Origin of the sequence: Agromyces binzhouensis, from assembly GCF_042672355.1 — a bacterium.
Classification (GTDB): Bacteria; Actinomycetota; Actinomycetes; order Actinomycetales; family Microbacteriaceae; genus Agromyces; species Agromyces binzhouensis.
Window position 1 is genome coordinate 231,345 of record NZ_JBHXVJ010000007.1, and the last position, 26,961, is coordinate 258,305.

Annotated in this window: 26 protein-coding genes; 16 read left to right on the top strand and 10 right to left on the bottom strand. The window is 71.7% G+C overall.

Going from position 1 to position 26,961, the window contains the following annotated elements; translation table 11 throughout:
- Positions 1 to 31: 31 nt before the first annotated feature.
- From ACFVHK_RS13925 to ACFVHK_RS13955, 7 genes are all read left to right on the top strand, one after another.
- Positions 32 to 199: a hypothetical protein gene (locus tag ACFVHK_RS13925; protein ID WP_376929310.1), complete on the top strand. Its 168-nt coding sequence runs from the start codon at positions 32 to 34 to the stop codon at positions 197 to 199.
- Positions 196 to 582: a TadE/TadG family type IV pilus assembly protein gene (locus ACFVHK_RS13930; RefSeq protein ID WP_376929343.1), complete on the top strand. Its 387-nt coding sequence runs from the start codon at positions 196 to 198 to the stop codon at positions 580 to 582. Before ACFVHK_RS13925 ends, ACFVHK_RS13930 begins: the two co-directional genes overlap by 4 nt.
- Positions 557 to 1,024 (top strand): TadE family protein, encoded by a 468-nt coding sequence (locus ACFVHK_RS13935; RefSeq protein ID WP_376929311.1) that lies wholly within the window; start codon positions 557 to 559, stop codon positions 1,022 to 1,024. The genes ACFVHK_RS13930 and ACFVHK_RS13935 overlap by 26 nt, the downstream gene beginning before the upstream one ends.
- Positions 1,021 to 1,470 carry a pilus assembly protein TadG-related protein gene (locus tag ACFVHK_RS13940; protein ID WP_376929312.1) on the top strand — a complete coding sequence of 150 codons (450 nt, stop codon included), beginning with the start codon at positions 1,021 to 1,023 and terminating at the stop codon, positions 1,468 to 1,470. Before ACFVHK_RS13935 ends, ACFVHK_RS13940 begins: the two co-directional genes overlap by 4 nt.
- 318 nt (positions 1,471 to 1,788) lie before the next feature.
- Positions 1,789 to 2,523 carry an AfsR/SARP family transcriptional regulator gene (locus ACFVHK_RS13945; RefSeq protein ID WP_376929313.1) on the top strand — a complete coding sequence of 245 codons (735 nt, stop codon included), beginning with the start codon at positions 1,789 to 1,791 and terminating at the stop codon, positions 2,521 to 2,523.
- A gap of 238 nt (positions 2,524 to 2,761) precedes the next feature.
- Positions 2,762 to 3,925, top strand: a complete 1,164-nt coding sequence (locus ACFVHK_RS13950; protein ID WP_376929314.1) for a hypothetical protein — start codon at positions 2,762 to 2,764, stop codon at positions 3,923 to 3,925.
- Positions 3,926 to 3,972: 47 nt separating this feature from the next.
- A complete protein-coding gene (locus ACFVHK_RS13955) occupies positions 3,973 to 4,308 on the top strand; it encodes a hypothetical protein (protein ID WP_376929315.1) in 336 nt (111 codons plus the stop codon).
- Positions 4,309 to 4,365: 57 nt separating this feature from the next.
- Here the strand turns inward: ACFVHK_RS13955 and ACFVHK_RS13960 are convergent, their stop codons facing one another.
- A complete protein-coding gene (locus ACFVHK_RS13960; protein WP_376929316.1) occupies positions 4,366 to 7,095 on the bottom strand; it encodes a P-loop NTPase fold protein in 2,730 nt (909 codons plus the stop codon).
- A 249-nt stretch (positions 7,096 to 7,344) separates the two neighbouring features.
- On the opposite strand from ACFVHK_RS13960, the gene ACFVHK_RS13965 reads away from it, so the two are divergent.
- The 3 genes from ACFVHK_RS13965 (at position 7,345) to ACFVHK_RS13975 (ending at position 9,822) form a co-directional block, all read left to right on the top strand.
- Positions 7,345 to 8,049 carry a potassium channel family protein gene (locus tag ACFVHK_RS13965; protein ID WP_376929317.1) on the top strand — a complete coding sequence of 235 codons (705 nt, stop codon included), beginning with the start codon at positions 7,345 to 7,347 and terminating at the stop codon, positions 8,047 to 8,049.
- Positions 8,050 to 8,171: 122 nt separating this feature from the next.
- Positions 8,172 to 9,047, top strand: a complete 876-nt coding sequence (locus ACFVHK_RS13970; RefSeq protein ID WP_376929318.1) for a vWA domain-containing protein — start codon at positions 8,172 to 8,174, stop codon at positions 9,045 to 9,047.
- Complete coding sequence (locus ACFVHK_RS13975) at positions 9,040 to 9,822, top strand: hypothetical protein (protein ID WP_376929319.1); 783 nt, start codon at positions 9,040 to 9,042, stop codon at positions 9,820 to 9,822. Before ACFVHK_RS13970 ends, ACFVHK_RS13975 begins: the two co-directional genes overlap by 8 nt.
- Positions 9,823 to 9,926: 104 nt before the next feature.
- On the opposite strand, the gene ACFVHK_RS13980 is transcribed toward ACFVHK_RS13975, so the two are convergent.
- The 6 genes from ACFVHK_RS13980 to ACFVHK_RS14005 form a co-directional block, all read right to left on the bottom strand.
- Positions 9,927 to 12,971, bottom strand: a complete 3,045-nt coding sequence (locus ACFVHK_RS13980) for a M14 family metallopeptidase (RefSeq protein WP_376929320.1) — start codon at positions 12,969 to 12,971, stop codon at positions 9,927 to 9,929.
- A gap of 161 nt (positions 12,972 to 13,132) precedes the next feature.
- The gene (locus tag ACFVHK_RS13985; RefSeq protein ID WP_376929321.1) at positions 13,133 to 13,993 is read right to left on the bottom strand and encodes a TIGR01458 family HAD-type hydrolase; all 861 of its coding nucleotides are present in this window, start codon (positions 13,991 to 13,993) and stop codon (positions 13,133 to 13,135) included.
- On the bottom strand, positions 13,990 to 15,183 hold the full coding sequence (locus tag ACFVHK_RS13990) for an FAD-dependent oxidoreductase (RefSeq protein ID WP_376929322.1): 1,194 nt from the start codon (positions 15,181 to 15,183) through the stop codon (positions 13,990 to 13,992). Before ACFVHK_RS13990 ends, ACFVHK_RS13985 begins: the two co-directional genes overlap by 4 nt.
- A 111-nt stretch (positions 15,184 to 15,294) precedes the next feature.
- Positions 15,295 to 17,322 (bottom strand): hypothetical protein, encoded by a 2,028-nt coding sequence (locus tag ACFVHK_RS13995; protein WP_376929323.1) that lies wholly within the window; start codon positions 17,320 to 17,322, stop codon positions 15,295 to 15,297.
- Between the two features lie 81 nt (positions 17,323 to 17,403).
- A complete protein-coding gene (locus ACFVHK_RS14000) occupies positions 17,404 to 18,729 on the bottom strand; it encodes an MFS transporter (protein WP_376929324.1) in 1,326 nt (441 codons plus the stop codon).
- Entirely contained in the window at positions 18,726 to 19,664 is a 939-nt protein-coding gene (locus ACFVHK_RS14005) for a hypothetical protein (protein ID WP_376929325.1), read from the bottom strand. The genes ACFVHK_RS14000 and ACFVHK_RS14005 overlap by 4 nt, the downstream gene beginning before the upstream one ends.
- 121 nt (positions 19,665 to 19,785) lie before the next feature.
- Between ACFVHK_RS14005 and prfB the strand changes: the two genes are divergently transcribed.
- The 5 genes from prfB to smpB all read left to right on the top strand — a co-directional run bounded on the left by prfB (position 19,786) and on the right by smpB (position 24,547).
- On the top strand, positions 19,786 to 20,892 hold the full coding sequence (gene prfB / locus ACFVHK_RS14010) for a peptide chain release factor 2 (RefSeq protein ID WP_376929326.1): 1,107 nt from the start codon (positions 19,786 to 19,788) through the stop codon (positions 20,890 to 20,892).
- A gap of 130 nt (positions 20,893 to 21,022) precedes the next feature.
- The gene (locus ACFVHK_RS14015) at positions 21,023 to 21,553 is read left to right on the top strand and encodes a flavodoxin domain-containing protein (protein WP_376929327.1); all 531 of its coding nucleotides are present in this window, start codon (positions 21,023 to 21,025) and stop codon (positions 21,551 to 21,553) included.
- A gap of 76 nt (positions 21,554 to 21,629) precedes the next feature.
- On the top strand, positions 21,630 to 23,054 hold the full coding sequence (ftsE, locus tag ACFVHK_RS14020; protein ID WP_376929328.1) for a cell division ATP-binding protein FtsE: 1,425 nt from the start codon (positions 21,630 to 21,632) through the stop codon (positions 23,052 to 23,054).
- Positions 23,051 to 23,962 carry a permease-like cell division protein FtsX gene (gene ftsX, locus ACFVHK_RS14025; protein WP_129235258.1) on the top strand — a complete coding sequence of 304 codons (912 nt, stop codon included), beginning with the start codon at positions 23,051 to 23,053 and terminating at the stop codon, positions 23,960 to 23,962. Before ftsE ends, ftsX begins: the two co-directional genes overlap by 4 nt.
- Before the next feature lie 108 nt (positions 23,963 to 24,070).
- Positions 24,071 to 24,547, top strand: coding sequence for an SsrA-binding protein SmpB (gene smpB, locus ACFVHK_RS14030; protein WP_129235259.1), 477 nt, complete (start codon positions 24,071 to 24,073; stop codon positions 24,545 to 24,547).
- Between the two features lie 15 nt (positions 24,548 to 24,562).
- Here the strand turns inward: smpB and ACFVHK_RS14035 are convergent, their stop codons facing one another.
- Both ACFVHK_RS14035 and ACFVHK_RS14040 read right to left on the bottom strand, forming a co-directional pair.
- A complete protein-coding gene (locus ACFVHK_RS14035; RefSeq protein WP_129235260.1) occupies positions 24,563 to 24,871 on the bottom strand; it encodes a winged helix-turn-helix domain-containing protein in 309 nt (102 codons plus the stop codon).
- Positions 24,864 to 25,328 carry a hypothetical protein gene (locus ACFVHK_RS14040; RefSeq protein ID WP_376929329.1) on the bottom strand — a complete coding sequence of 155 codons (465 nt, stop codon included), beginning with the start codon at positions 25,326 to 25,328 and terminating at the stop codon, positions 24,864 to 24,866. The genes ACFVHK_RS14035 and ACFVHK_RS14040 overlap by 8 nt, the downstream gene beginning before the upstream one ends.
- Before the next feature lie 111 nt (positions 25,329 to 25,439).
- Between ACFVHK_RS14040 and ACFVHK_RS14045 the strand changes: the two genes are divergently transcribed.
- Entirely contained in the window at positions 25,440 to 26,177 is a 738-nt protein-coding gene (locus tag ACFVHK_RS14045; protein WP_376929330.1) for a tyrosine-protein phosphatase, read from the top strand.
- Between the two features lie 26 nt (positions 26,178 to 26,203).
- Here the strand turns inward: ACFVHK_RS14045 and ACFVHK_RS14050 are convergent.
- On the bottom strand, positions 26,204 to 26,961 hold a 758-nt coding region (locus ACFVHK_RS14050), incomplete at its 5' end, for an SIMPL domain-containing protein (protein ID WP_376929331.1).

Here is a 26,961-nt window from a genome sequence, read left to right on the forward strand (position 1 = left end):
CGCACCCCGCAACCCGATGAAAGGACCTCGCATGCACTGCTGGATCGCTCGACGCCTCGCCGACGACCGGGGCGACGTGCCCGGATGGGTGCTCATCACCCTGATGACGGCCGGGCTGGTGATCGTGCTCTGGGGCCTCGCCGGTCCGGCACTCTCGGGCGTGTTCGACCAGGCCATCGATCGCGTCGTCGGCTTCTGAGGCGGCTCGCCGACGACCGGGGGTCCGCGGTCGCGGAGTTCGCTCTCGTGAGCGTGCTGCTCACGGCGCTCCTCCTCGCGGTCGTGCAGCTCGCCCTCGCCCTCCACGTGCGGAACACCGTGCTCGACGCTGCCGCCGAGGGCGCCCGCTACGCGGCGCTCGCCGGTTCCTCGCCCGCGGCGGGCATCGAGCGAACGCGCCAGCTGATCGACGCGGCGATCGCGGCCGAGTACGCAGCGGATGTGTCGGCCGCGACGACCACCGTCGGCGGAGTGCCGGCGATCGCCGTGACCGTTCGGACGTCGCTTCCGGTCATCGGCCTGCTCGGCCCCGGGGGCGGACTGGAGGTGACCGGTCATGCCGCGGTCGAGGCGCTCGACTGACCCCCGGCGCCTCGACATCGCCGCCGAGGCGGGCTCCGCGTCGCTCGAGTTCCTCACGGTCGGCATGATCCTTCTCGTCCCGCTCGTCTACCTCGTGCTCGCGATGGCGTCCATCCAGGCGGCGGCACTCGGCGTGGAGGGCGCGGCGCGGCAGGCGGCGAGGGTCGCCGTGCTCAGGACGGATGCCGGTGAGCCCTCGGCATCCGTCGAGCGAACCGTGCGCGTCGTCCTCGGCGACTATGGGGTCGATGCCGGCACGGCATCCGTCATGGTCGAGTGCAGCGGGCCGTGCACGGCGTCGGGCACGCGGGTGTCCGTCGCCGTGGCTGCCGCGGTCGCGCTCCCGCTCGTGCCCCAGGTGATCGCCTCGAGCGGCATCGGCACGGTGCGGCTCGAGGCGGAGGCGACCCAGACGGTGTCGCGGTTCGCGGGTGCGCCGTGAATGTCCGGTCGCCCGACGCACTGCGTGATGACGAGTCCGGTTCGACACTGCTGCTCACGATCTTCTCCGGCGTGCTGGCCCTTGCACTCGTGCTCGTGGTGACGTCGGCGACGTCGCTGTACCTCGAACGCAAGCGACTGTTCACCCTCGCCGACGGGGCGGCGCTCGACGCCGCCGAGTCGTGGCGGCTCGACGAGGTCCGCGTGGAGGGCGACGCGCTCGTGTTCGACCTCGACGAGGCATCCGTCGCTGCCGCCGCAGCCGACTACCTGGACGACGCGGAGCACTCGCTCCGCGCACTCGAGCTCGTGCGGGCCGACTCGAGCGATGGCCGCAGTGCGAGCGTGACCCTCCGAGCGATGTGGCACGCACCGATCTCGACCGACCTTCTGCCCATCACCGTGCCGATCGAGGTATCGGCCGACGCACGGTCGGTGTTCCACTGATCCCATTCGAGGCCGACCGAGGATCCGGTCGTCGCATTCCGCGTCGAATACCGCGGACGAGTCGCCGGATGCGGTGGTCCGGACGCCATGGTCGGCGGAAATGAGGACTACTCGGAACTCCGGAATGCGAGTAGGAAGGGGAGCAGGTTGGTTTCCCGAACATGGATGACGATCGGTGCAGGTCGCCGTTCGGCAGGTCGCGGAGATCAGGGCCGCGCCCGGGGGTGGGGGTTCGCCGGGCCATCCTCCGATCCGGCTCTCGATCGACATGCGGTCGCTCAGCGCGCTCACCGAGTCTCCTTCGACGCGGGGGTGGGCGTGACGTACGAAGCAGGAGAGTGCTGGCGCCTGAACCTCCTGGGCATGTGGGAGTTGTCCCGCGATGAGCGGCGCGTGCACGTCGCGTCTCGGCAGCAGCGGCTGATCGCCGCGCTCGCGCTGCTCCCCCCACGACCGCGCGTCGCGCTCGCCGGCACGCTCTGGCCGGACAGCTCCGAACGGCACGCGTCCGGCAACCTCAGGGCGGCCCTCTGTCGCATCCGGCACGAGCTGCCGGGGCTCCTCGAGCCCGGCGACGAGCCCTTGGCGCTGTCGTCGCGCATTCGCACCGACGTCACGGCCTATCGGGAACGCGTCGACCGCATCGGGACGCCCGGCTGGTCCTTCGACGCCGGCCTGCTCGACACGCTCCGAACCGTCGAACTGCTGCCCGGGTGGTACGACGACTGGATCTGCATCGAGCAGGAGCGATTCCGGCAGCAGCGGATGCGTTCGCTGCATGCCCTGATCCGTGCGCTCCTCACGCTCGGCGAGAGCTCCCGGGCACTCGAGGCCGCGCAGGTGGCCGTGCTCGCGGATCCGCTCGACGAATCGTCGCAGTCCCTGCTCATCGAGGCCCAGATCTCCTCGGGGAACCATGCGGGTGCGGCGCGGCAGCTCAACCGGTTCGAGGCGCTGGTCGAAACCGAACTCGGCGTCCAGCCGTCATCCCGGATCCGCAGGCTCGTCGAGGTCGGCGCCGTTCGCGACAGGGTCGCCCGGTCGAGTTCCTGAGCGAGCATCCTCCGCCACGACGATCGGACGGGGCGGTCGCTGATCGGACCACGCGGCGGTCACGCCGCGGTAGCGCCGCGGTAGCGCCGCGGTAGCGCTGCCGTAGCGCGGCGGTCACGCCGCGGTAGCGCTGCCGTAGCGCCGCGGTGGCGCCGCCGTCGCGCGGCGGTCGCGAGGTCGGGCGGACGATCGTGACGACGGGGCGCGATCCGCGACCCGCGAGGGAAAGGATCCGATCATGGCTCGCAAGCAGGGTTTCGAGGAGCCGACGGGCGACGAGGTGACCGAAGCTGAGGAGACCGCCTCGAACACCCAGTTCGAGGAGCCGCCGACCGAGGGCTCAGGCGACGAGCAGGCCGCCTTCGTCCCGGAGGCGTCGGGCGAATCCGATGCCTACCCGTCCTCGCTCATGGACGCGCACGAGGCGCTCGCGGGGGCGCTCAAGGAGCAGGCCCATCCCTCGGGTGCGCGAGCCGTGTCGCTCGACACGTCGACGGAGGGCATCGGGAACATCGAGGCGGTCGCGATCGGGCTCGGCGAGCCGGGCGACGGTGTGCCGGGCGAACCGACCTTGAACGTCTTCGTCGGCACCACGGTGCCGTCGAGCGTGGCGCGCGAGGCGGTCGTCGACGGTCTCGGCATCCAGGCCGCCGGCGACGTGCCGATCACGGTGCGGAAGTCCGGTGCGTTCGAGGCGCAGCAGTTCAACTTCAAGGCGCGACCCGCGCCCGGCGGCATCTCGGTCGGACACGTGAAGGTCACGGCGGGCACGCTCGGCAGCCTCGCCATCGGTCGGAACGCTCCGCGCAACAACCGACTCCTGGTGCTGTCGAACAACCACGTCCTCGCCAACTCCAACAACGCCGTCTACGGTGACTCCGTGATCCAGCCCGGCAGGTACGACGGCGGGACCTCCCCGGCCGACCGGATCGCGATCCTCGAGCGGTTCGTCCCGCTGAAGTACGGCGGGGCGACGAACTACGTCGACTGCGCGACCGCATGGGCGTGGCCCTCGCTGGTCCGTCGAGAAGAGCTGTATCGCGTGGGCAGCGGATTCGGCTACTACCGGATCGGAAGCTCGCCCCAGTATCCGACGCTCGGTGCCATCGTCGGGAAGTCCGGTCGTACGACGGAACTCACGCAGGGCCGCGTGGTCGCGACGAACTGGGCCGGTTACGTCAACTACGGCGCACCGGGGCAGGCGTACTTCAAGGGTCAGTTCGTCGTGCAGAGCACGGGCAGCTCCACGTTCTCCGCGGGTGGTGACTCCGGGTCGGTCATCTGGAAGTGGCAGGCAGGGCTCCCACCGGTCGGCCTGCTCTTCGCGGGCGGCGGCGGATACACTATCGCCAGCCCGATGCCCTGGGTCACGTACTTCCTCGACATCAACCTGTACACCTGAGTGCCCGGTTCGTCGGGGCCCGTTCGATCGGACGAGAGGGGTCCGCGATGGTCGGTATCCACCTCATCGCGCTGACCGCCCTCGCCCTGATCGCGGGATCGCGGGCGAGCGTCCCCGTCGACGGCGAGGACGCCGCCCTCCCGGCGGGACAACCGCCGCCGGGTCCGGAACCGGATCCCGTCGACGAGCTGATCGCGGCCGAGCAGGACCGACTCCTCGGCCTGTCGGGCGTGGACGGCGTCGGACACGGTCGGACGGACGAGGGCGAGGACGCCATCATCGTGTGGATCAGCGACCCGGCGGCCGCGACGTCCGTGCCGCGCGCGATCGAGGGCGTTCCCGTGATCGTCGAGCACGTCCCGGGCGGGTTCCACGCGCAGTAGGCGGCACGATTGCCCAGACCGTCGGACCTCCGGCCCGGGGCTCGGCGAGCGCGGTGCTCAGGCCGGTTCGGCCGTGAATCGGAGCCGTCGGATCATCTCCCACCGCTTCAGCAGCGCTGACGCCGACATCGAGCCGACGGGCTGCGCCGGAGGTGCCGGCACCGGCTGGGCCGCGAGCCAGGACCGAAGCGCGGTCGCGTCCTCGTCGGCACCGGCGCCCGCCACGTTCGAGACGAGCGTGTCGAGGTCGGCGCTCGGTGCCGCGGTCGCGGCCGCCGCCAGCCGCGCCGCGAAGGTCGGCCGCGCCTGGCTGAGCGCCGCCAGGAAGCAGGCCGCCTTCCGCTCCGTGGTGGGCTCGGTACCGCCCTCGAGCGGGGGCGACATCGCCAGGAGCAGCTTGCAGACGTTGACGAAGCGCTTGACCTCGCGGGGTGTGCCGGTGAGGAGCGAGTTCAGTCCCTCGATGAACGAGAACTCGTCCGGCGTGATCGTCAGGTCGCGCGCGTCGAGGTCGAGGCCGGCACCGCGAACCGCGACCATCCGGTCGACGGTGTCGAACTCGCCCTCGCCGGCGCGCAGCGCCTCCTGCTGCGGTGGCGGGGCGCCGCCTTCAGCCGGTCGGACCGACGGCACGAGCAGACCCCGAAGCAGGCGATGGCGTCCGGTCTCGTCGAGCGGGTCGATCCAGAACGGGATCTGGAAGATCTTCTCGACGTAGTCGGTCGGCGTGGGCGCGTGGCCGAGCGGACCGCCATCGGTCTTGAGCGTCGGCATCGCCTTGGCGAGGGCGCTCGTGAGCCACCTCGTGTCGACGGCGACGACGACCACGAACAGCGGGAACGCGAGCAGCAGGTTCACCGCCTCGAGCACCTCGACGACGCGCTGCGGCGGGCAGCGGTCGAGATCGTCGATGTAGAGCACGATCCGGTTCGGCGGCACGTCGCCGGGTCGCTCGCCCGGCGGGTGCTCGCCCGCGAACACGCTCGCGTTGTAGTCGGCGATGAGGCTCGACAGCTTCTCGAGGTCGTCGGCGACGGTCGACACGATGCCGAGCCGTTTGCGGTAGTCGTCGCTCGCCCGTCGTTCCGCGAGCCGGTCGGCCAGCACGCCGGCCGGGGTGAGGCCGGCGGCGATCCGCTCGACGTCGATGCCGATGGCCCGCGCCGCCTCGGCCTCCTCGGTCGCCGTGCGGAGCGCGTCGGATGCCTCATCGGCCGCCTTCTCCGCGTCGACCCTCGCCTGGCGAGCCTTCTGCTCGTGCTGCGCGAGCTTCGTCTCGACCTTCTGCAGCGCTTCATCGACCTTGGAGCGCTGCTCGTCCCGGTAGTTCGCGGCGGAACGGAGCATCGGCGTCAGGACCGCCGCGCCGGTCGTGATTGCGGCGGTTACGGCGACCGGCAGGCCGAGGTCCAACACGGCGAGCAGCACGGTGACGAGTGGCACGACGAGCGCGGCGATGGTCGCCCAGACGACCCGTCGGCGGCTCCAGAACCGGCCCTGCCGCCACGGGGCGTCGGCGGACTGCGTCCGCAGCCTGCGCACCTCGCCGACCGCGTCGGCGACGTCGGACCCCATCGCTCCAGCGACGGCATCGACCACGGCGGTGCCCGCGGCTGTGCGGGCGTGGGCGTCGAGTGCCGCCTCCACGGCGCGGGCTCGCACCTGTTCTGCGTCGTGCGCGACCTGGGACTCCTCCTGCTTGGTTGCCTCGGCCTTCGCGAGCGCGGTCCGCGCCGCTGCATCGCGCTCTGCGACGACCTGCTCCGCCTGCCGAGCCGCCTCGAGCGCCGCCTCGCGGTCCGCCTCCGCGCGTTCCCTCACCCGACTGAACTCGGAGAGTCGCCGTCGCGCCTCCGGCGACAGCTGCTCGAAGATCCGCGCGAGCAGCGCCGCCCAGAGGTCCGTCTCGACGTACTGCCACGCATTGAACTCGACGGAGACCACGTTCGGCCACACCTGGGTCGAGCCGGAGGCAGCCCCGTCCGGCGCGCTCGTGCCCGCGGTCGCGCCGCCCGCGGCATCCGCTGCCGCCGCCAGCGCGGAGAGCTGCTCCACCCGCTGCCGGATCCTGGCCATCAGGAAGCTCTTGCCGCTGCCCCAGCTGCCGAACATGCCGACCGCGAGCGGGGGGACGAGTGCCTTCGACGCGATGAGGTACGCGAAGGCGTCGGCCTCCTCGCCGACGCCGATGAAGTCGGCGCTCGGGTCGGGGCGATCGTTCGAGAACGACGGCATCGTCGCGCGACGGCGCGGGTACCGCTCGGCGAGCCAGTCGCGGATCTGGAGGCCGGCCCGGCGGGGCCCCTCGAACTTCAGCTCGGGAACGCACTCATCGCGGAAGTGGGGCACCAGCTGGCCTGCGCTCACGCCGGACCGGCTGATCGCGGTCCCGAGCCGATCGATCCACGACGTCAGGGCGAGGATCGATGCCAGGACGTTCGCGACCCGCGCCGAGCCCGTTCGCGTTCCGGCTTCGGCGAGCACGCTCGAGATCTCGACATTCCACCGTTCGGGGTCGGGCGTGCTCGGCGCCGCGGCGGCCGCGACCTGCAGCGCCTTGTGGTCGATCGCCGGGTAGTCGTCGGGCAGCAGGTCGCGAGCGGTGAGGTCGAAGTGCGCGAGGAAGCACCACACCTCGCCTTCGTCGTCCGGATGCGCGAGCAGGAGGCCGAGGAACAGATCGTCGGGAGAGATGGTGCCATCGCGTCCGCCGAGGGTCGCGAGCCCGCCGGCCCACTGCAGGGCACGGCTCACCGAGGGTGACCACGTGTCAGGCGCCGCGGTCATGGCGTCCCCGGGCTCTCGGACCCGACCGCGGGTGCGCATACCCGGCGTGCCAGGCGTGTCCGAGTGCGTCGCCCACGTGAACCAACTCCCACCATCGGGTCCCCGTACTCCCATGGTGGCACGGTGCGGGCGGAGCGAACAGACCGGGATCGACGGATGCCGGAGCTCGCGCCGCGACGCGTGCGCCGCGGCATCCGTCGCCCCGGTTCGCGTGACCGAACCGTGACCTGCGCTTCCTACGGTGGACGGATGTCCCAGCAGTCCTGGCAGAAGCTCGTCGAGTGGCCGCTCTTCATCGCGGCCGTCCTGTTCCTCGCGGCGTACTCGTGGGAGGTGATCGGCGACCTGCACGGACCGGAGGCGGTGTTCGCCGAATCCGTCATCTGGGGCACGTGGGCGCTGTTCGCGCTCGACTACGTCGTGAACCTCGCCCTCGCCGAGGATCGCCCGCGCTGGTTCGTGCGGCACCTGCTCGACCTCGCCGTCGTGGTGCTGCCGGTGCTCCGTCCGCTGCGGCTGCTCCGGGTGGTGACGATCCTCACCGTGATCGGCCGGACCGCCGGGGCGATGCTGCGCGGCAAGGTGATCCTCTACGCAGCGGGCGCGTCGGTGCTGCTCGTGTACGTCGCCGCGCTCGCCGTGCTCGACGCGGAGCGCGGCAACGGCGGGTCGATCGAGACCTTCGGAGAGGGCCTGTGGTGGGCGTTCGTGACCATCACGACCGTGGGCTACGGCGACTTCTTCCCGGTGACGCCGACCGGTCAGCTCGTCGCCGTCGGCGTCATGGTCGGCGGCATCGCACTGATCGGCGTCGTCACCGGCACGCTCGCGTCATGGATCGTCGAGCGGGTGAGCGAGACGAACGAGGCCGAGCAGGTCGCCACCAAGGCGCACATCGATACGCTCACCGCGGAGATCCGCGAATTGCGCGAGGAGATGCGCCAGCGCGCGTGATGGCGGTCGCCCGAGCCGAGTCGCCTGCACTGGCGGACCTCCCCGATCTCAGGGTTCACCCGGGCGCGTCAGCGGCATCGATGGGGGATCGTAGATGAGTAATCCTCAAGGTGGTGATCGAGATGTCCATCGTCCGAAGCACCGCGGTCGGAGTCGCCCTCGGCGCACTCGCGGTCATCGGGATCGGGCACGCGGCCCAGGCGGGCGAACCGCCCGAGGCGGTCGTGTTCCTGGTCGACACGTCGGCATCGATGGAGGGGGCGCCGCTGGTGCAGGCTCAACGTGCACTCGTGCGTTCACTGGATGTCGTCCCGGATGATCTTGCGGTGGGGCTCCGCACGTTCGCCGGCGGGTGCGACGACCCACCGGCGACGCTCGTCGATCCCGCAGTGGGGAATCGGGCAGAGCTCCGACGGGCGGTAGACGGGCTCTTCGTCTCCGGCGGCACCCCGACCGGACCCTCGTTGCTGGCAGCCGCGAGGGACCTTCCACGGGGGTCCGGCACGATCGTCCTCGTCAGCGATGGGATCGCCGAGTGCGACCCGCCGCCGTGCGTGGCGGCGGCGGCGCTGATGGAACAGGGGTTCGACATCCGGATCAACACCGTCGGCTACGCGTTCGACGGTGAACCGCCGAGCGAACTCACGTGCATCGCAGAGGCCACGGGCGGTCGCTACTTCGACGCCGACGACGAGGAGTCGCTCGTCGCCGCACTCGGCGAGGCGAGCGGGGGCGGCGGCGGGCCGCCGGCGGGGTTGCTCATCGCCGCGGCCGTCGGGGTCGGCATCGCGGTGTGGGCGGCTGCGAGGCCGACCTCGCCGTGGAACCAGCGACGCCTGGTCGCGCACCGGGTCCGGGTGTCGGCCGCCGCGGGACGCGGTGTCGCCTGGTCGCCGAGCCTGGACGCGGACGACGAGGCGCCGACCCGGTCGGTGCGCCTCGAGGTGCGACCGGGTCACTGGGAGGCCCGCATGGTGGAGGGAGAGGATCGTGGATAACGCGCAACTGGCCGTCCGAGACCTCGTGCTCGAGCCGGGTCATGTATCGGTGAGCTCCGAGGTCGCGAGGATCGCCGCGGACCGCGACGTCGGGGGCGAGGTCGCGAAGGTCGTGGCCCGCCTGGCGACGGCCGGGAAGGACTACCTCGCGGGCGAGGTCGGCGAGGTGGCCGACAGCCTGCTCGACCTCGACGTGACCGACGTGATCGCGCACTCGTGGGATCGTCACCGGGCCATCGGCGAGGCGAAGGAGTGGTCCGCGAAGAACCCCGACGGCGAGATGGTCGTGCCGCTCGTCACGCACACGGTGAAGTGGAGCTACGAGCCGAGTGTCGAGGTGAAGGTCGACGAGGTCCCGATCACGAGCATCGCGCTCGCGGTCGCGCTCGACACGACGGTGAAGGGTGCGGTGATCGCGTTCCGGCGGGGGGAGGTCGCCGATGTGCGCACGGGCACGGTCGAGGTGCGTGCGAAGGTCGAGTGCGAAGGGGTGAAGCTCGCGGAACGCACCGGGTCCTTCGACCTCCCGGGCCTCCTCGGGTTCAGCGGCGCGCCTCGCGTGGTGGCGCCGTCGGAGCCCGACCCTGCGCCTGCCGTGCCGCCCGTGCCCGCCGGGCCCGCATCGCGATACCGACCCGGCGAGATCGTGAACGGCCATCGGCTGAACGCGGATGCCACGGCCTGGGAACCCGTGGGTCGATACCGACCGGGCGACATCGTGAACGGCCACCGGCTGAACGCGGATGCCACGGCCTGGGAGCCCGTCGGCAGCTAGAGCCCTCGTCATGCAGAGACCGGAGCGGCCGGCGACCCGAAGGTCGCCGGCCCCCCCCCCGGCCCCCGCCCGCCCCGTCTCGGTGTCCCGAACGGGAGTGCGCGTCAGTCCAGCAGGTGGTCCAGCGCGCGGCCCATCCACTCGGCCCGGGTCGCGGCATCCGTGATGCCCTCGAACCCGAAGCCCGCGTAGAGCGAGCCCGGCGTGGCCACGACCGCGGCCTCCGGGAACCCGCCCGCCGTGGTGCGGATGAAGTTGTTCGGGTTCGGCGAGCTGCCCGGAGGCGGCCCCGTGATCTCCCAGCCGCCGAGGTCGGCCTCGAACGAGGTCGTGCCCTCGCCCGTGGAGACCTCGATGTCGTCGAAGAACACGCCGAGGCCCTGCGTCGCCCAGTCGCTGGCGTACGACAGCGCGACCTCGACCTGGCCGCCCGCGTAGGCGGAGAGGTCGACCGACCACTGCTGCCAGCCGCCCGAGTTGCCCGAGGCGGCGTTCCACGCACCGCCGTTCGACCCGTTCGGGTCGCAGGTGTTCTCGTCGACGAACGTCTGGTAGTAATCGAGCTGCGGGTGCAGTTCGTTCCAACCAGCCGGGCAGCTCAGGCCGGTGTCCTGCGTCGTGTGCCCGTTGCTGTCGGGCAGGGTCGTCCAGTCGTCCTGGCCCGGCGTGTGCGCCTCGACGAACGTGTAGTCCCAGTCCGCCTCGGTGTCGTACGACGTCCAGAACGTCAGCGTGGCGCCGCCGGCCGGAACGTCGATCGTGCGCATGAGCTGCTTGTACGAGACGTCGCCCAGCTGCGAGTACACGTAGTAGTCGCCCGTGTGCGGCTCGAACGGTCCGCCCGCGCGGTCCCAGCGGGCCGAGACCCAGCTGTCGAACTGCGGGTAGTCCGCCGGAGGCAGCACGCCGCTCGTCGTGATGAACGAGTTCGTGTGGAACTGGTTCTGCGCGCTGTCGCCGCCGTTGAAGCCCCAGCCGAGGCCCTCGAGCGGCACGTCCACGCCGAGCGCGTCGAGCACGTCGCCCTCGTCGTCCAAGCCGGCCGAGTCGACGGCCACGTAGGCGCCGAGCCAGTACTGCAGCACGTCGTTCGTCGCGTCGCCCGAGCCGAAGAGTGCCTTGCATCGGGCGAGCACGGCCGGATCGGCGCGGCACTGCTCATTCGCCGAGGTCGGGTCGAAGAACTGCGTGCCGAGGTTCGGCGTGTACTGGCTGCCGGCCCAGTCGCCCGTGTACAGCACCTGGCCGCCCTCGTTCATGAAGTCGCGGACGTTCAGGAGCTCGTCCATCGCCAGGCGCGAGGCGTTGCCGCCGCCCCAGCCGGGCTCACGGGTCACGATGTCGTCGCCGGTGTACCAGACGACGGCGTCGAAGTGCGAGAGCACGCCGAGCGAGTCCGCCGCGATGCGGCCACGGGCGTCGACGTCGTAGACGTCGTAGCTCGTGCCGTTCGCGTCGAGCGCGTCCGTGTAGTACTCGAGGTAGGCCGGGTCGGTCCCGCCGATGCCCGGCGAGGCGCCCGTGTAGTCCTCTGCCGCGAGCACCAGCACGTCGGCATCCGACTCCGAGACGGCCTCGTAGGTGAACGAGTCGCTCGTCTCACCGCCGCCCTCGAACCAGACCTCGACGCTGTCGCCGGGATCCGTTCCCGTGACCATGCCGCTCATCACGCGGTAGTAGACGTCCGTCGCGCCGCCGTAGCGATCGCCGCCGTCCCACTCCGAGGTCGGCGCGCTCTGCGCGGCGCCGCCGTTGATCGAGTACTTCACGGTGACGTCGCCGAGGCTGCGCTTCGCGAGGACGCGGACCTCCTGCGGGTCGCCGTAGGAGTAGTCGAACGTGAAGTTCGCCTGCGGGAGGCCGACCTTGTAGTCGTCGTCGCTCTGCAGGTAGAACGGCTTCGTCGTGATGCCGAGGTGCGACACCGGGTTCGCCGGGTCGACGGCCGACATCGCGACATCCGTCGAGAACGGAAGGATCCGCTCGAACTCCGCCTGCACGAGCGCCTCGTCGTCGGGGAAGACGAACCCGCCGCCGCTGCCGCCGTCGCTGAGCTCCGGCGTCCAGGCGAGCGTGCCGTGCGACACGTGCGCGAAGTCGGTGGTCTCGCCGTTCGTCACGTACAGCACGTCGGAGGACAGGCCCGGCTCGAAGTTCTCGATGGACGGGTTGTCCAGGTTGCCCGAGAGCGCGTAGTAGATCGGGTCATCCCCGCTCGGCGTGGCGATCTGCCAGCCCTCCGGGTACAGCAGCCACTCCCCGAAGGAGTGGTAGTTGACCTGGAACTCGGGGTTCGCCCGGTCGAACAGCGCCATCATCGCCTGCGTCTCAGGCTCGGACGCCGGCGACGGGCCGCGGTACGTCTCGCTCGAGGTCTGAGACGACGAGCCCTCCTCGTCGTACGCGAAGTGCTCCGGGTAGTTGCGGTTCGGGTCGACGCCGTCGCCGCGCGTGATCTCGCCGTTGCCGTCGTTGTCGCGGAGGTTCTTCCGCCACAGCCGCTCGGTGTCGAACGTGTACTGGTACCCGTCGGGGTTGGCGACGAGGACGAACCAGAGTTCGGTGGACTTCAGGAGGTTCTTGACCTCCGTGTCGTTCGACTTCCACTCGTCGATGTACCAGTTGAGCAGGCGCCGGTTGGTCTCCGCCGAGATCCACTCGCGCGCGTGCTGCGCCGAGCTGTAGAGCACGGCGGGACGGGAGCCGTCCTTCTGGCCCTTCGCGCCCTGCGTCACCTTCAGCGCGATGATCTCGCGGCCCTCGTAGGTCTCCCCGAGCACGACGAGCTTCACCAGCTGCGGGTTGTCCTTCGCGAGCTGGTACATCTGGTCGCGGAAGCCGCCGGGTTCGTCGTACGAACGCCAGACGTCGTAGCCCGAGGCCGCCTGCTCCGCCGCCATCTGCTTGGCGGACTTGCCGTTCTTGCCCTTGGTCACCTTCACGTCGATGCCGCGCTCGGCGAGGCCCTTCGCCTCGTCCTCGGAGAGGATGAGCTGCATCTCGACTCCGCGTCCGGATGCCTTGCTCGCGGCGATGTCGAGCCCGGACGCTGCCATGTCGGCCGCCTGCTCCGCGGTGACCTCCGCGGTGTACATGTCGAGCTCACCCACGTCGTCCTCGGCGGCGTTCGCGCCGATGGGACTCAGCATTGCCGCGGCGAGGGCCGCGGCGGCGGTTCCGAGGGCGATCCGTGTTCGGGTGGAACGGTTTCCAGTCATGACGACCCCTCCGGTCCGTCTACGGCCAGGGGGATCGGTGACGACGACGTTGTTCGTCTTGAGATCGCCACGCGTCTGGCGCTGTGCGGACCCTACGGGCCACCTTCCTGCGACCCGTCGTGCGCTGTCAAGACATCGGCCGAGGTTTCGTCGATTCCGCCGTCGATCGCTCGATTCCGCCACCATTCGGGCAGTCCCGCGATGGAATCGAGCACGGCGTCGGGCCGGATCGCTCCGCCGAGGTCGGCCGGATCGAACTTCCCGGTTCGGACGAGCACGCCGGTCAACCCCGCCCGCTGCGCGCCGTCGACGTCGGATCGGATGTCGTCGCCCACCATGACGGCCTCGTCGGGCGCCTCCGCGAGCGAGTCGACCGCGGCGCGGTAGAAGGCGGCGGCCGGCTTGCCGAGCACCACCGCGTCCCGCCCCGAGGCGTACTCGAGGCCGCGCACGAACGCGCCGACGTCGAGTCGCAGTCCGTCCTCGGCGCGCCAGTAGCGGGTGAGGCCGAGGGCGACCAGGGGGATGCCGGGATCCTCCGCGAGCAGTCGGAACGCCCGATTCATGGTCGCGAAGTCCCATCCGCTCCCGAGATCGCCGACCACGACGGCATCCGCCGGCTCGGAGGGTTCCGCACCGGCCACGCCGAGCTCGGCGAACTCCGATGCGGTCGCGTCGGGCACGAACAGCGCGGGACGACGGCACCCCTCGGCCTCGAGCCAGGCCGCGGCCGCGACGACCGGCGTGAGCACGTCGGCCGCATCGACCTCGATTCCCATGCCTGCCAGCTTCGCGACGATCTCGCGCCGCGGGCGCGACGTCGTGTTGGTCACGAACCGGTGGGGGATGCCGCGCTCGACGAGCCACGCGACCGTCGCCGCGCCCCCGCGCACCGGCTCGTCCCCGACGTAGAACACCCCGTCGAGGTCGAGCAGCACGCCATGGACGCTCACACCCCGGTCCTGCCCTTCAACCCGGTGCCGCCCGCGATCGAGCGCATCACGAGCGCGTCGATCACCGGCAGCGCCGAGGCGCGCAGCGCCCACCGCCGGAGCAGCAGCCGGAACCGGTCGGGGGGCAGGAACGTGTTCGCCGCGCGCCGTCCGGCGGCCTGCTTCTCCTCGACGACCGGACGCCACCGGCGCTCGTACTCGCCGAGCGCTGCCTCGATGGACGCGGCGTCACGGCACGGCCCGACGAGATCGGTGAGCAGCTCGGCGCCGGCGATCGCCATCGACGCGCCCTGCCCGGCGAGGAGCGAGACGGCCTGGCATCCGTCGCCCGCGAGCACGGTGCTGCCGCGGTGCCAGCTGGGGAGCACGACCTGCGCCACCACGTCGTCGTAGGGATGCGCCGGGCAGCGTTCCAGCAGGCGGTCGATCGGGCTCCACAGCCCGCCGAACACGCGGCGCAGCCTCGTCGGCGCGTCCTCGTCGGGGTCGACGCCCTCCTGCGCGTCCTCTCGGTAGGCGAGGAACGCGGCGACCCGTCCGTCGCGCAGCCCGTAGATGCCGGCCTGGCGGTCGACCGTGTCGGTGAGCACGAACCGCCCGTCGAACTCGGCGTGCAGGTCGGGCGCGCCGTCGATCACGTACGCCGCGGCACGCAGCCCGAGCGGCCGCACGAACTGCGTCTCGTCGCCGAACAGGGCCTCCCGCACGCCAGAGTGCACGCCGTCGGCGCCGATCACGAGGTCGGCGCCTGCGAGCCGTGCGCCGAGTTCCGTGCCGGAGTCCGCAGCCTCCGACGCGCGGTACGGCACCCCGTAGTGCACGCGCACCGAGCCGTCGGGCGCGTCGCCGATCGCGTCGAGCAGCACGAGCTCGAGGTCCGGTCGCATGAGGCTGAGCAGCCGGCCGCCCAACGCCGACGCGAACGCGTCGTAGTCGATGCTCGCCGTCCGCCGACCCGAGCGGGCGTCGACGTACTCGACGGAGCCGATGCGGTACGAGGCCTCGCGGAGCCGCGGCAGGATCCCGATGCGCTCCGCGGCGTCGAAGCCCAGGCCGAAGAAGTCCATCATGTAGCCGTCGGCACGCGGGCCGTCGGCCCGCTCGACCACGTCGACCTCCCATCCGGCGAGCGCCAATTGTCGCGCGCTCGCGAGTCCCGCGATCCCGGCACCGATGACCGCAGCCCGCACCTCGTCTCCGCTCCGGCCGTGGCGAACCCACCGCCCGGTGCCGACGCTACTCCGGCCGCGCGCCCCGTCGCGGGCCATCCGGCCCGTGCGGCGCGACGCAGCCCCCGCTCCCTAGCCTCGGGGGACGGCCTCCAGGTCGCGGAGCGCGTGCTCGGCGACGGTGACGCCGGCAGCCGTGGAAGCTGCGACGGCTCCGTCTCGCAGTCGGTCGAGTTCGGCTGGGATCGCGCGGTTCGCGATCCCGTGTTCCGCCACGGTCCAGATCGCGGCGTACCGCATCGCGCCGTACGCGCAGAGCCGGCGGGTCAGTTCTCCGATCGCCTCGAGGTTCGCGAGCTCGTCCGCTCGCGGTGCGCGTGCCGCCCATCGGTCGTTCAACTCCGACGCCGCCTCTACCTCCTCGGCCGAGGCGCCCGAGAAGATGGTGCCCGTGATCTTCTGCGCCATCTCGGCGTGGGTGACGGCGAGCGCGATTACATCCCAGCGTGGAACGGGGTCTCGCCCGCGGGTGTATTCGATGCACGACCGCGCGTGTCGGAGCAGGTCGCGCGGGAGCCCCGCAGACCAGACATAGCAGACGCCGGCGAGCTCGCGGGGGAACCCCACGACACGAGCCTCGAGGATCGCCGCCGCGCCCGCGGCGTCGAGCCGCTGGACTTCGACGATGGTGTCGAACGTGGAATCGAACGCATCGCGCTCACCGGTCTCGCGCAGGTCGAATGCCCGAAGCGCTTCGTCGGAGAGCGTCACCGCGACATGGACGTTGGGGATGTGCAGGAGGTCCTTCATACCGTTGACCGTGCCGAGCAGTGCGTCCCGGGTGGGAAGCTTGTCGAGCTCGTCGATCGCGATGAGGAACGGCCCGTCACCCGACTCAGCACCGAGGGCTCGGAGCGCGTCCCGGAGTCCGTCGACGATCCGCGCGCGGCTGAGGTCACGCGTCGTCCTGCTCCTCGACCGTTCGGCGGAGAGGTCCGCCGGTCCGCCGACGCGGGCACCGACCGAGTCGGACTCGGAGAGCTCGAATCGGAGCTCCTCGACGAGCTGGTCGAGGATCGCGCCGCCCGTGCCTGCTCCGGCGCGCCCGAGCGATCGCGCGACCCGGTCGGGGACGGGGCCGAGCAGCAGCAGCGCCGCAGCGGCGATGAGCAGCCCCACTCCGAGAGCGACCGGCCACTGAGTCGCGATCGTCTCGAGGACGTCGATGGACGGCAGGATCGTGAGCACGATGAGCATGATCGCCGCGATCGCGAGCGACCCGGCGGCCACCGCGATCAGACCACGGCGGACTGATCGCCGCCGTGCGCCGCCCGCCCGGTCCAGACGAGACGAGCGAGGGCCACGAATGCTCGCATGGAGTTCGTACACGAGCGAGCGAAGCAGGTCGACCGTGTCGTGCTCGACCGGCGCCGGGATCAGGACAGCCTTCCCCGATGCGTCGCGCGTGCGTTCGCACACCGCCCGAAGGAGCGTGGACTTGCCGACCCCTCGGGGGCCAGTGATGCCGATCGCCGAGGTGTCGTGGTCCGTGATGAACCGGAACACGCGGTCGATGGACGACGACGGCACGACGTTGTCGACGTCGATCTCGATCAGGCGGGGCGCGGAACTCGGGAAGGGGGCGGCACCGGCCTCGACGAGCGACCCCGCCGCTCGCGTGTACGCGCGGCTCACCGCAGCCTCCACCCAGCTGCGCAGCTCGATGTCCACGAGCGACTGCCGGTCGCGACGCCGTCGCGCGATCGATCGTCGCAGTCCGCGCCACCATGCCAAAGCTCCGACGACCGGTGCGCTCAGAACCAGCACGGTGACGATCCCGAACGTCTCCAGGGATCTCTCGGTCACGGCCAAGGAGATCGCTCCGAGGAGCATGATCGCGAACAGCAGCCCGAACCCGATGAGGAGGATGAGGGCGATCACCGAGAGGATGACACGCGTGCGGATCTCGCCGTCGATGATCCGCTCCGCTCGCTGGAGGTCGACGACCTTCGCTTCCATCTCGCGTCGGATGGCGGGCAGGTCCTCCGCGACCACCTTCGCGCGGATGTCGGCATCGAGTTCGCCGTAGGCGCCGAACTCTTCCCGAGACGCCACTCGTGCGAGTGCGTCCTCGAGTTCGACTGGCCCCCCGACCGTCATGCGCGGATCATAGCGGAGTGTTGCAGGGGCGGCGACGTGTCGGCCGGTACGTCCGATATCGCAGGCCGGCGCTCGGACGCATCACGTGTCGGCCGCAGGTGTCCACGCCTCGTCCGGCTCGGGCGGTCCGGGTGACGGGTGCCGCGGCGCACGCGGCAGGTACCGCGGGATCCACCGCCACAGCAGGCCCGCGCCGACGAGGCCGAGCACCCCCATCGCCGCGGCCGCCGCCATGATCGAGACCGCGGACGTGATCGCCGAGATCGCGAGCGGCGCGGCGGCGCCGCCGGCGTCGGCGATCGTGCGGAACGCGCCGAGGAAGGGCGCCGGGTTCGAGGCGGGAGCGAGGTCGGCCCCGAGGGTCAGGATGACGCCCGACGAGAGGCCGTTCGCCACGCCGAGCAGCATCGCCGCGCCCGTGAACCACGCGACCGCGCCGGGCAGGTCGTGCGTGACGGACAGCACGAGGTGCCCGGCGGCGAGCCCCACGAGGCCCGGGATGGCGCTCCAGAGGCGCCCGTGCCGGTCCATCACGTGACCGCTCACGTAGAACAGCGTGAAGTCGATCGTCGCGGCGATGCCGATGACGAGCGCCGCGGCATCCGGACGCATGCCGAGCGAGACCGCCCAGAGCGGAAGGATGACGATGCGGCTGGCTCGGAGCGCGGCCAGCAGCCCGATCCCGCTGCCGATCCGCGCGAGCACCCCGCGATGGGCGACGACGGCGTGACGGATCCCGCCTGCGGCATCCGCTCGCCCCTGCTCGTCGGTCGCGCCGCCGGCCCCGTTCCCGACGGATGCCGCGCGCACGGCCGCCGCGGCGCCGAACACGCGTTCCGGGTCGGGCAGGACCAGGAGCACCGCGACGACCGCCGCGCACGAGACGACGAGGACCCAGAACACCGCCGTCGCCGAACCCGTCCACGCGATGATCGCGGCCGCGGAGAACGGCCCGATCGCCCAGCCGCCGCGGAACACGCCCGCGAGCGTGGACAGCGCGCGGGCGCGCACGCGCGCCGGGACGTAGCTCGTGAGGAACGCGTGCCGGGCGAGCCCGAACACGGCCGTCGCGAGCCCGAGCAGGAACACGCCGACCGCAAGCGCCCACGTGGTCGGGACGAGGAGGGCGAGCAGCGTGCCCGCCGAGGCCAGCGCCGACGCGCCGATCATCGCGGGGCGTTCGCCGGTGCGGGCGACGAGCCAGCCGGCCGGCAGGTCGCCGACGAGCCCGCCGACCATCAGCATCGCCGCGATGAGGCCCGCGAGCGCGAGCGACGCCCCGCGGTCGACCGCGACGACCGGGATGACCGGCACCAGCGCGCCCTCGCCGAGCGAGAACAGCAGCGTGGGCAGGTACGCGGGGAGCACGATCGACCGCCACGAGAAGGGCGCGGCGGTATCGGTCATCCTCCCGATGCTAGGCCCGAGCCGCCGTCGTACCAGGCGAGCACACGGAGCGCCCGCAGGGTGTTCCAGCGGCTCGGCTTCCCGTCGCCGTCCTCCATCTCGAAGTGCCGGAGCCCGGGGTGGGTGTGCTGGAGCGGCCAGCGTCCGTCCGCGCGGCGTCGTCGTCGTACGAGCTCGATCGCCTCGCCGCACCGGGCATCGGGAGCGCGGCCGGTCGAGCGGAGGTGGTCGAGGGCGCGCAGCACGTCGTAGTGCCATTGCGGAGGGAACGAGAACCGGGTCCACGACTCCCGGATCACCTCACCCGTCGAGCGCGAGCGGAACAGCCGGCGCTCCAGGAGGTACTCCTCGCCGCGCGCCCGCGCGGCGGCGACCGAGGGGTCGGGCGCGATCGATCTCTCGAACTCGAGCAGGGCCTCGAGCGCGAGGATCGTCGTGTTGAACGACGACCGGTGCGAGCGTCGTGGCGCCTGGCAGTTCCATCCGCCGTCCTCGAGCTGCTCGCCGAGCAGCCGGTCGAGCAGGCCGTCCACGAGCGGCCCCGTCTCTCGGAAGTAGGCACCGAGCACGAGCACCATGCTGTTCACGCAGGTCTCCCATTCGCCGCCGAAGAACGGCGCGCCGCCCCGCCCGTCCCAGGTCACGCCCTCGCGGACCCGTTCGAGGGCGCGGGCGGCCTCGGGGGATCCCGGGTCCAGCCCGAGCAGCCGGAGCAGCAGGAGGGTGTAGGTCGTCGACACCCACTTCGGCGAGTAGGTCCCGCCGCCCCATCGGCCGTCCTCGCCCTGGAGCGCGAGCAGCCGCGCTCCCCACCCCGCGCGTGCGACGCGCGCGCGCTCGGCGGCGACGGCGTCGTCGGGCGCGTTCGTCAGGTCGCGCATGACCTGCCACCGGATCGCGGGGTCGGCGTCGAGCAGCCATGCCGTGACATCCATCGCCCGCCACCCCCGTCGTCGATCGCGTCGAGTCTGCCCCGTCCCGCCCAAGCCGGGCGGGACGTCCGACCCGAGACCCGCGCAGGTCGCTCACGGGTGGGGCCACTAGGCTGGACGGGACATGTTGGATCTTGACCTCACGCAGGAGATCGCCTCCCTGCGCAGCACCTTCAGCGACATCCGCGCCGTCGTCGACGTCGACGCCCTCAAGGCCGACATCGCCCGGCTCTCCGAGGAGGCCGGCGCGCCGTCCCTCTGGGACGACCCCGCGAACGCGCAGAAGATCACCAGCGCGCTCAGCCACCGCCAGACCGAGCTCAAGCGCGTCACCGAGCTCGAGCGCCGCATCGACGACCTCGAGGTGCTCGTCGAGCTCGCGAACGAGATGGAGGACGAGGACTCCGCCGTCGAGGCCCGCAAGGAACTCTCGGCGCTCGAGGAGACCGTCAGTCAGCTCGAGGTGCAGACGCTGCTCGACGGTGAGTACGATCCGCGCGGTGCGGTCGTCACGATCCGCTCGGGCGCCGGCGGCGACGACGCCACCGACTTCGCCGAGATGCTCATGCGCATGTACCTGCGCTGGGCTGAGCGGCACAAGTACCCGGTCAAGGTCATGGACACGTCCTACGCGGAAGGCGCCGGCATCAAGTCCGCGACGTTCGAGATCGACGTGCCCTACGCCTACGGCACCCTCTCGGTCGAGGCCGGCACGCACCGCCTCGCCCGCATCAGCCCGTTCGGCTCGGCCGACAAGCGGCAGACGAGCTTCGCCGCGGTCGAGGTCATCCCGGTGATGGAGGAGGCCGTCGAGGTCGACGTCCCCGAGAACGACATCCGCGTCGACGTGTTCCGCTCGTCGGGCCCCGGCGGGCAGTCGGTCAACACGACGGACTCGGCCGTGCGCCTCACGCACATCCCGACCGGCATCGTCGTCTCGATGCAGAACGAGAAGTCGCAGATCCAAAACCGCGCCGCGGCGATGCGCGTCCTCCAGACCCGCCTGCTGCTGCTCAAGCGCGAGGAGGAGGCGGCGAAGAAGAAGGAGCTCGCCGGCACCATCACGGCGAGCTGGGGTGACCAGATGCGCTCCTACTTCCTCTACGGCCAGCAGCTCGTGAAGGACCTGCGCACCGGCTACGAGGTCGGCAACCCGGCGACCGTGTTCGACGGCGACATCGACGGGCTCATCGCGGCCGGCATCCGCTGGCGCAAGCAGAAGGACGACTGAGCCGCCGACGCGGCATCCGGGCCGTCGCGCGATGCGATCGCACGGGACCTTCGGCACCGGCCGCCCGTGATCGCGCGGCCTACCCTCACCCCAGTGGGACCACGAGCGTCCCGCGGGGGGAGTGGGCATCATGCGCGTGCTGGTCGCGTACTCGAGCAAGTACGGCGCGACGCGGGGCATCGCCGACCGGATCGCCGATCGCCTGCGCGACGCCGACCACGAGGTCGACATCGAGCACTGCGACGACGTCGAGTTCCCCGAGGGGTTCGACGCCTTCGTCATCGGCAGCGCCACGTACCTGGGCAAGTGGCGCAAGGAGGCTCGGCGCTTCGTGCGGCACAACCACAAGCTGCTCGCCACCCGGCCGGTCTGGCTGTTCTCCAGCGGACCGCTCGGGACCGAGCGCGTCGACAAGGACGGCAACGACGTGCTCGCCGGGGCCGCCCCGAAGGAGTTCGCCGAGTTCGAGGAGCTCATCCACCCGCGCGGCACGATGGTGTTCTTCGGGGCGCTCGACACGGAGCACCTCAAGGGGCGCGACCGCATCGTGAGCTGGATGCCCGAGAACGACGCGCTGCCCGCGGGTGACTTCCGCGACTGGGACGCGATCGACGCGTGGGCGGGCAAGGTCGCGTCCGAACTCGCCGCGCTCCCCGCCTGACCGAGCGGGTCGGCGGCCCGGCGTTTTCCGGTGTCGCTGCCCCGTTTCGAGCGGATGCCGCCTACGCTCGAACCCGATGATCCGCTTCGACTCCGTCACCAAGTCCTACCCCGGGCAGACCCGACCCGCCCTCGACGGGATCACGGTCGAGATCCTGCGCGGGGAGTTCGTGTTCCTCGTCGGGGCGTCGGGATCGGGCAAGTCCAGCTTCCTGCGACTGATCCTCAAGGAGGACCGGCCGACGGCCGGCCGGATCCACGTGCTCGGCCAGGACCTGCGGTCCATCTCGACGCGCAAGGTCCCGTACTTCCGGCGCAGCCTGGGCGTCGTCTTCCAGGACTTCCGCCTGCTGTCGAACAAGAACGTCTTCGAGAACGTCGCCTTCGCCCTGCGCGTCATCGGCAAGTCGCGCGGGTACGTGCAGTCCGCGGTGCCCGAGACGTTGAAGCTGGTGGGCCTCGACGGCAAAGGCAAGCGGATGCCCCATGAGCTCTCCGGCGGCGAACAGCAGCGCGTCGCGATCGCGCGCGCCATCGTCAACAAGCCGCAGATCCTGCTCGCCGACGAGCCCACGGGAAACCTCGACCCGGTCACCAGCGCCGGGATCATGACGCTCCTGGAGCGCATCAACGCGAGCGGCACGACCGTGGTCATGGCCACGCACGAGGCGGGCATCGTCGACCAGATGCAGCGACGCGTGATCGAACTGAGCTCCGGCGAGGTCGTGCGCGACGAGCGCAGCGCGGGCTACGCGGTCGGCGTCGTGCTCGCCCCGACCACGTCGGTCGTCGGCGCGATCCCGGGCGACGCGGTTCCGTCGGACCTCGCGGCCGCAGCACTCGCCGCGGTGGGCACGGAGTCCGCCGAGGCGACCGGTTCCGCAGCGGACGTCGAGGTCGTGCCGGTCCCGGCGAGCGCCGCACCGTCGACCTCGACGGCGGACGGCGCGGCGGCCGACGCGCTCGTCGCCTCCGTCCGGGCCGAGGAGGCGCTGCACGCGATCGAGGCCGACGCGGATGCCGCGGCGTCCGACGCCGAACCCGAGCCGGCCCCGTCGAAGCGACCCGCGGCGAAGAAGAAGCGCCCCGCGGCGAAGGCGAAGGCGGAGGCGAAGGCGGAGGCGGTCGAGCAGCCCGCGGACGAGGCCTCCGTCGACACCCCGATGGACACCGGCACCGTCGGCGTCGCCGCACCCAAGGTCACCCGCAAGGTCATGCAGGACGCGCCGCCGCTCTACGTGGAGCCCGAGGAGCGCGACGCCGTCACCGACGAGGCCGCGGAGATCACGGCCGCCGCGACCATGCCGATCGAGCCGTTGCCGCCCACGGGCGCGGGCGACTCCGACGACGACGACGACGCCCGCGATCGTCCGCCCGGCAGGCCGGCCGCTCCGGTGAGCACGAAGTCCGCGCACCTCACGCTCGCCGAGCGCCTCGGCCTGCGGAGCCCCGCCGGACCGCGCGCCGGCGACGACGACCAGGAAGTGGGGCCGGTGAAGTGAGGGTCGGTCTCGTGCTCGCGGAGGCGGCGAACGGCCTGCGCCGCAACGCCACCATGGTCATCTCGGTCGTGCTCGTCACGTTCGTCTCGCTCACGTTCGTCGGCACCGCGGCCCTGCTGCAGCTGCAGATCGCCCAGATGCGCGGCTACTGGTACGACCGCGCCCAGGTGGCCGTGTACCTCTGCACGGCCGTCTCGACCACCGAGGGCTGCATCGACGGCGAGGCGACTCCGGAGCAGAAGGAGGCGGTCGAGGCGCAGCTGCGCGGCGACACGCTGGCGCCGTTCATCGACGAGTACTACTTCGAGGACCGCGACCAGGCGTACGCGAACTTCCAGGAGCAGTTCGCCGGCACGCCCGCGGCCGACTACGTCACGCCCGACGTGCTCAACGAGACGTTCTGGGTGAACCTCACCGACCCGTCGCAGTCGGCGGTGCTGGTCGAGAGCCTGGCCGGCCTGTCGGGCGTCGAGCAGGTCGTCGACCAACGCCGGTACCTCGACCAGATCTTCGACGTGCTGAACGCGGCGAGCTACACGGCGATCGCGGTCGCCGCGGTCATGCTCGTGGCGGCGGCGCTGCTCATCGCCACGACGATCCGGCTCTCGGCGTTCTCGCGCCGCAAGGAGCTCGGCATCATGCGGCTCGTGGGCGCCTCCAACCGTTTCATCCAGACCCCCTTCGTGCTCGAGGGCATCTTCGCGGGGCTGCTCGGCTCGCTCCTCGCGGGCGGCGCGGTCGTCGCGATCGTGACCTTCTTCGTGCAGGGCTACCTCGCCGAGTCGCTCTCGTTCACGTTCGTCGGGCTCGATGACGCGCTGCTCGTCGTGCCGCTGCTCGTCGCCGTCGGGGTCCTCCTGGCGGCGGTCTCGGCGGCGATCGCGATCCGGCGGTACCTGCGGGTCTGACCCACGCGCGGCACCGGGCCGCGGGCGACGGATGCCGCGACCGCCGGTAGACTGAAGGGCTTGCCGGCGATCGCCGGCGGCATCCGTCATCGAAGCGAGGAGTGGACCGTGCCCAGGGAACGCGGTGAGAAGGTCGTGGCGACCAACCGCAAGGCGCGCCACGACTACCTGATCGAGGACACCTACGAGGCCGGCATCGTGCTCTCGGGGACCGAGGTGAAGTCGCTCCGACAGGGGCGGGCGTCGCTCGTCGACGGGTACGCCTTCATCGACGGCGGCGAGATCTGGCTCGACGCGGTGCACATCCCCGAGTACACCGAGGGCACGTGGAACAACCACGCTCCGCGGCGCAAGCGCAAGCTGCTGATGCACAAGCAGGAGATCGTGAAGATCAGCCACAAGACGAAGGAGGGCGGCTACACGCTCATCCCGCTGTCGCTGTACTTCAAGGACGGTCGCGCGAAGGTGGAGCTCGCGGTCGCCAAGGGCAAGCGCGAGTACGACAAGCGGCAGGCGCTCCGCGAGCGGCAGGACAAGCGCGAGGCCGAGCGCGCCATGGCGAGCCGCCGGAACCTGGGGGACTAGCCCCCGTCGGGCGGCTCAGCCTGCGATCTCGCGGAGCGCGTCCATGTGAGCGGCGAACGCCGCACGGCCCTGCGGGGTCATCGCGAGCCACGTGCGCGGGAACTTGCCGACGAAGCCCTTGCGGACGGCGACGTAGCCGGCCGCCTCGAGCGCCGACGCCTGCTTGCTGAGCGCCGAGTCGCTGAGCTCGACGGCGTCGCGGACGAACCTGAACTCGGCCTCGTCGGCTGCTGCGAGCAGCGCCGCGATCGAGAACGGAACGGGCCGTTGCAGGAGCGGGTCGAGCCGGTGCCGCGGATGCCCGGAATCCTCCGGCTCAACCACGGACCACGACCAGTTCGCGCACCGATCCCCACATGGGCGGTGCCGCCGTCGCGACGGCGGCGACGGCGAAGTAGGCGGGGACGCCGGGGAAGAGGAGCAGGCCGAGCGTCAGCGAGATGCCGAAGGCCGCGCCCCAGCCGCCCACGGCGAAGCCGAAGCGTCGTGAGAAGCCGAGGCTCGCGGCGCCCATGCGTCGCAGGTGCACGACCGAGAGGACGCCGAGCACAGCGGCGAACGCGATCGACAGCGCGAGGATCTGCGTCTCGTCGCTGCGGTCGTACCAGCCGAGCGCGAACAGGTAGATCGCCGAGGCGGCGGCGAGGCCCGTCAGCCACGCGGAGGCGGATGCGGAGCCCTGGACGGCGACCCGCCGCACCGCCGTCTCGGCCTCGCGCACGAAGGCGGCCGCGTCGGCGGGCTCGGGGAGGTCGGCGGCGGAGGAGTCGTTCGTGGACATGGCGTGAGCATAGCAAGTACTTGCGCGTATGGAAAGTACTTTCGCTGAATCGAGCGGAGGGCCGCACCCCCTCACGGCGTGCTGACGGCGCGGCGGGCTAGACTCCGCCGCGTGGAGATCTCGACGCGCATCCCGGTGCCGGGTACGTACAACTTCCGTGACGTCGGCGGGCTGCCCGCGCGCGACGGAACGGTCCGGTCCGGTCGACTCTTCCGCTCCGACGGACTCCACCGGCTCGGCCACGACGGACGGGCGGCGCTGCGCCGGCTGGAGGTCGGCGTGATCGTCGACCTGCGCGACGAGAACGAGGCGCGGGCCATGCCCGACGACCTCGACGGGCTCGACGTCGAGGTGCTGCGGCTGCCGGTCTTCGAGGGGTCGGGTGCGTCGCAGGGCGGGCGGGGCATCTCGCTCGAGGCGCTCTACCAGCGCATCGTCACCACGCACTCGGCCGTCGTGGTCGAGGCGCTGCGCGAGATCTCGAGCGCCGGCGACCGCGCCGTCGTCGTGCACTGCACCGCCGGCAAGGACCGCACCGGCGTCGTCGTCGCGCTCGCCCTCCTCGCGGCCGGCGTCGACCGCGAGGCCGTGATCGCCGACTACGCCCTCACCGAGGGACACCTCGCCGGGGAGTGGCTGGAGGAGATGGTCGCGCTCATCGGCGACTACGGCGTGCCCGACACTCCCGAACTGCGCGTCCTCATGGGCGGAAGCCCGCGCGAGGCGCTCGAGTCCGCCCTCGAGGAGGTGGAGCGCAGCCACGGGACGGTCCGCGAGTACCTCCTCGCCTCGGGGCTCGCCCACGACGAGCTCGCCGCGCTCGAGGCGTGGCTCATCGCCCGCGACTGAGCTCGGGGGGCGAGGCCGCCGGCGTGTCAGCCGGCTGCGAACCGCGCGTCGACGGATGCCTCGACCACGAGCCTCGCCGGCGCGAGCTCCGGTGCGGGCCCGGAGTCCGCGACGTCCATCGCCATCGCACGCATCGCGACCGCCTTGTGCGCCCGGGGGATCGGCTGGGCCTCCAGCAGGCCGTGATCGGCGAGCTCGACCGGTGTCGGGGAGCCGAGCCCGAGCGCCTCGGCGTAGACCGCGGCCTTGCGCACCGCATCGGCGACCGCCGCCCGCTGCGCCGCCTCCTGCACGCGCGAGCGCGTGGCATCCGTCAATCGCCAGTCGACGCCCTGCACCGTCACCTCGGACGTCGAGGAGACGGTGCCGACCCAGTCGCCGAGCGCCTCCAGGTCGCGGAAGACGACCTCGAGGTCGGCGGAGGCCTGGTGCACGAGGGGCAGCTGCCGGCCCTGGTCGTTCCACGGGCGATGCGACCAGACGCGCAGCTGCGCCGCCGACCACGACTCGAGCACGCCCGCGCCCTCGAGTTCGCGGATCTTCGCGAGCAGGCGCTCATGCGCAACGTCGACCGCCGTGAGCACGCGGTCGCGGTCGGCGCTGCTGGACGACACGGTGAGCGAGACCGCGCCGAGTTCCGGTTCGACGCGCTCCTCGGCGCGCCCGGTGACGGCGATCGTGGTCGGCATGCGGGACCTCCCGGCGGGTGCGGCCGCGCGGGGCGCGGCATCGGTCGGCCGCGCCCGGGCGCGGCCGACCTCAGCATACGTCGGCCCCTCCGTCG

Excerpts from the sequence above, each read along its gene's own strand:
- ACFVHK_RS14000 (WP_376929324.1), bottom strand. The coding sequence starts at position 18,729 with ATGACCGATACCGCCGCGCCCTTCTCGTGGCGGTCGATCGTGCTCCCC.
- prfB (WP_376929326.1), top strand. The coding sequence starts at position 19,786 with ATGTTGGATCTTGACCTCACGCAGGAGATCGCCTCCCTGCGCAGCACC.
- ACFVHK_RS14015 (WP_376929327.1), top strand. The coding sequence starts at position 21,023 with ATGCGCGTGCTGGTCGCGTACTCGAGCAAGTACGGCGCGACGCGGGGC.
- ACFVHK_RS13935 (WP_376929311.1), top strand. The coding sequence starts at position 557 with ATGCCGCGGTCGAGGCGCTCGACTGACCCCCGGCGCCTCGACATCGCC.
- ACFVHK_RS13950 (WP_376929314.1), top strand. The coding sequence starts at position 2,762 with ATGGCTCGCAAGCAGGGTTTCGAGGAGCCGACGGGCGACGAGGTGACC.
- ACFVHK_RS13970 (WP_376929318.1), top strand. The coding sequence starts at position 8,172 with ATGTCCATCGTCCGAAGCACCGCGGTCGGAGTCGCCCTCGGCGCACTC.
- ACFVHK_RS14040 (WP_376929329.1), bottom strand. The coding sequence starts at position 25,328 with ATGTCCACGAACGACTCCTCCGCCGCCGACCTCCCCGAGCCCGCCGAC.
- ACFVHK_RS13955 (WP_376929315.1), top strand. The coding sequence starts at position 3,973 with ATGGTCGGTATCCACCTCATCGCGCTGACCGCCCTCGCCCTGATCGCG.
- ftsE (WP_376929328.1), top strand. The coding sequence starts at position 21,630 with ATGATCCGCTTCGACTCCGTCACCAAGTCCTACCCCGGGCAGACCCGA.
- ACFVHK_RS14005 (WP_376929325.1), bottom strand. The coding sequence starts at position 19,664 with ATGGATGTCACGGCATGGCTGCTCGACGCCGACCCCGCGATCCGGTGG.
- ACFVHK_RS13960 (WP_376929316.1), bottom strand. The coding sequence starts at position 7,095 with ATGACCGCGGCGCCTGACACGTGGTCACCCTCGGTGAGCCGTGCCCTG.
- ACFVHK_RS13965 (WP_376929317.1), top strand. The coding sequence starts at position 7,345 with ATGTCCCAGCAGTCCTGGCAGAAGCTCGTCGAGTGGCCGCTCTTCATC.
- ACFVHK_RS13995 (WP_376929323.1), bottom strand. The coding sequence starts at position 17,322 with ATGACGGTCGGGGGGCCAGTCGAACTCGAGGACGCACTCGCACGAGTG.
- ACFVHK_RS13925 (WP_376929310.1), top strand. The coding sequence starts at position 32 with ATGCACTGCTGGATCGCTCGACGCCTCGCCGACGACCGGGGCGACGTG.
- ACFVHK_RS13980 (WP_376929320.1), bottom strand. The coding sequence starts at position 12,971 with ATGCTGAGTCCCATCGGCGCGAACGCCGCCGAGGACGACGTGGGTGAG.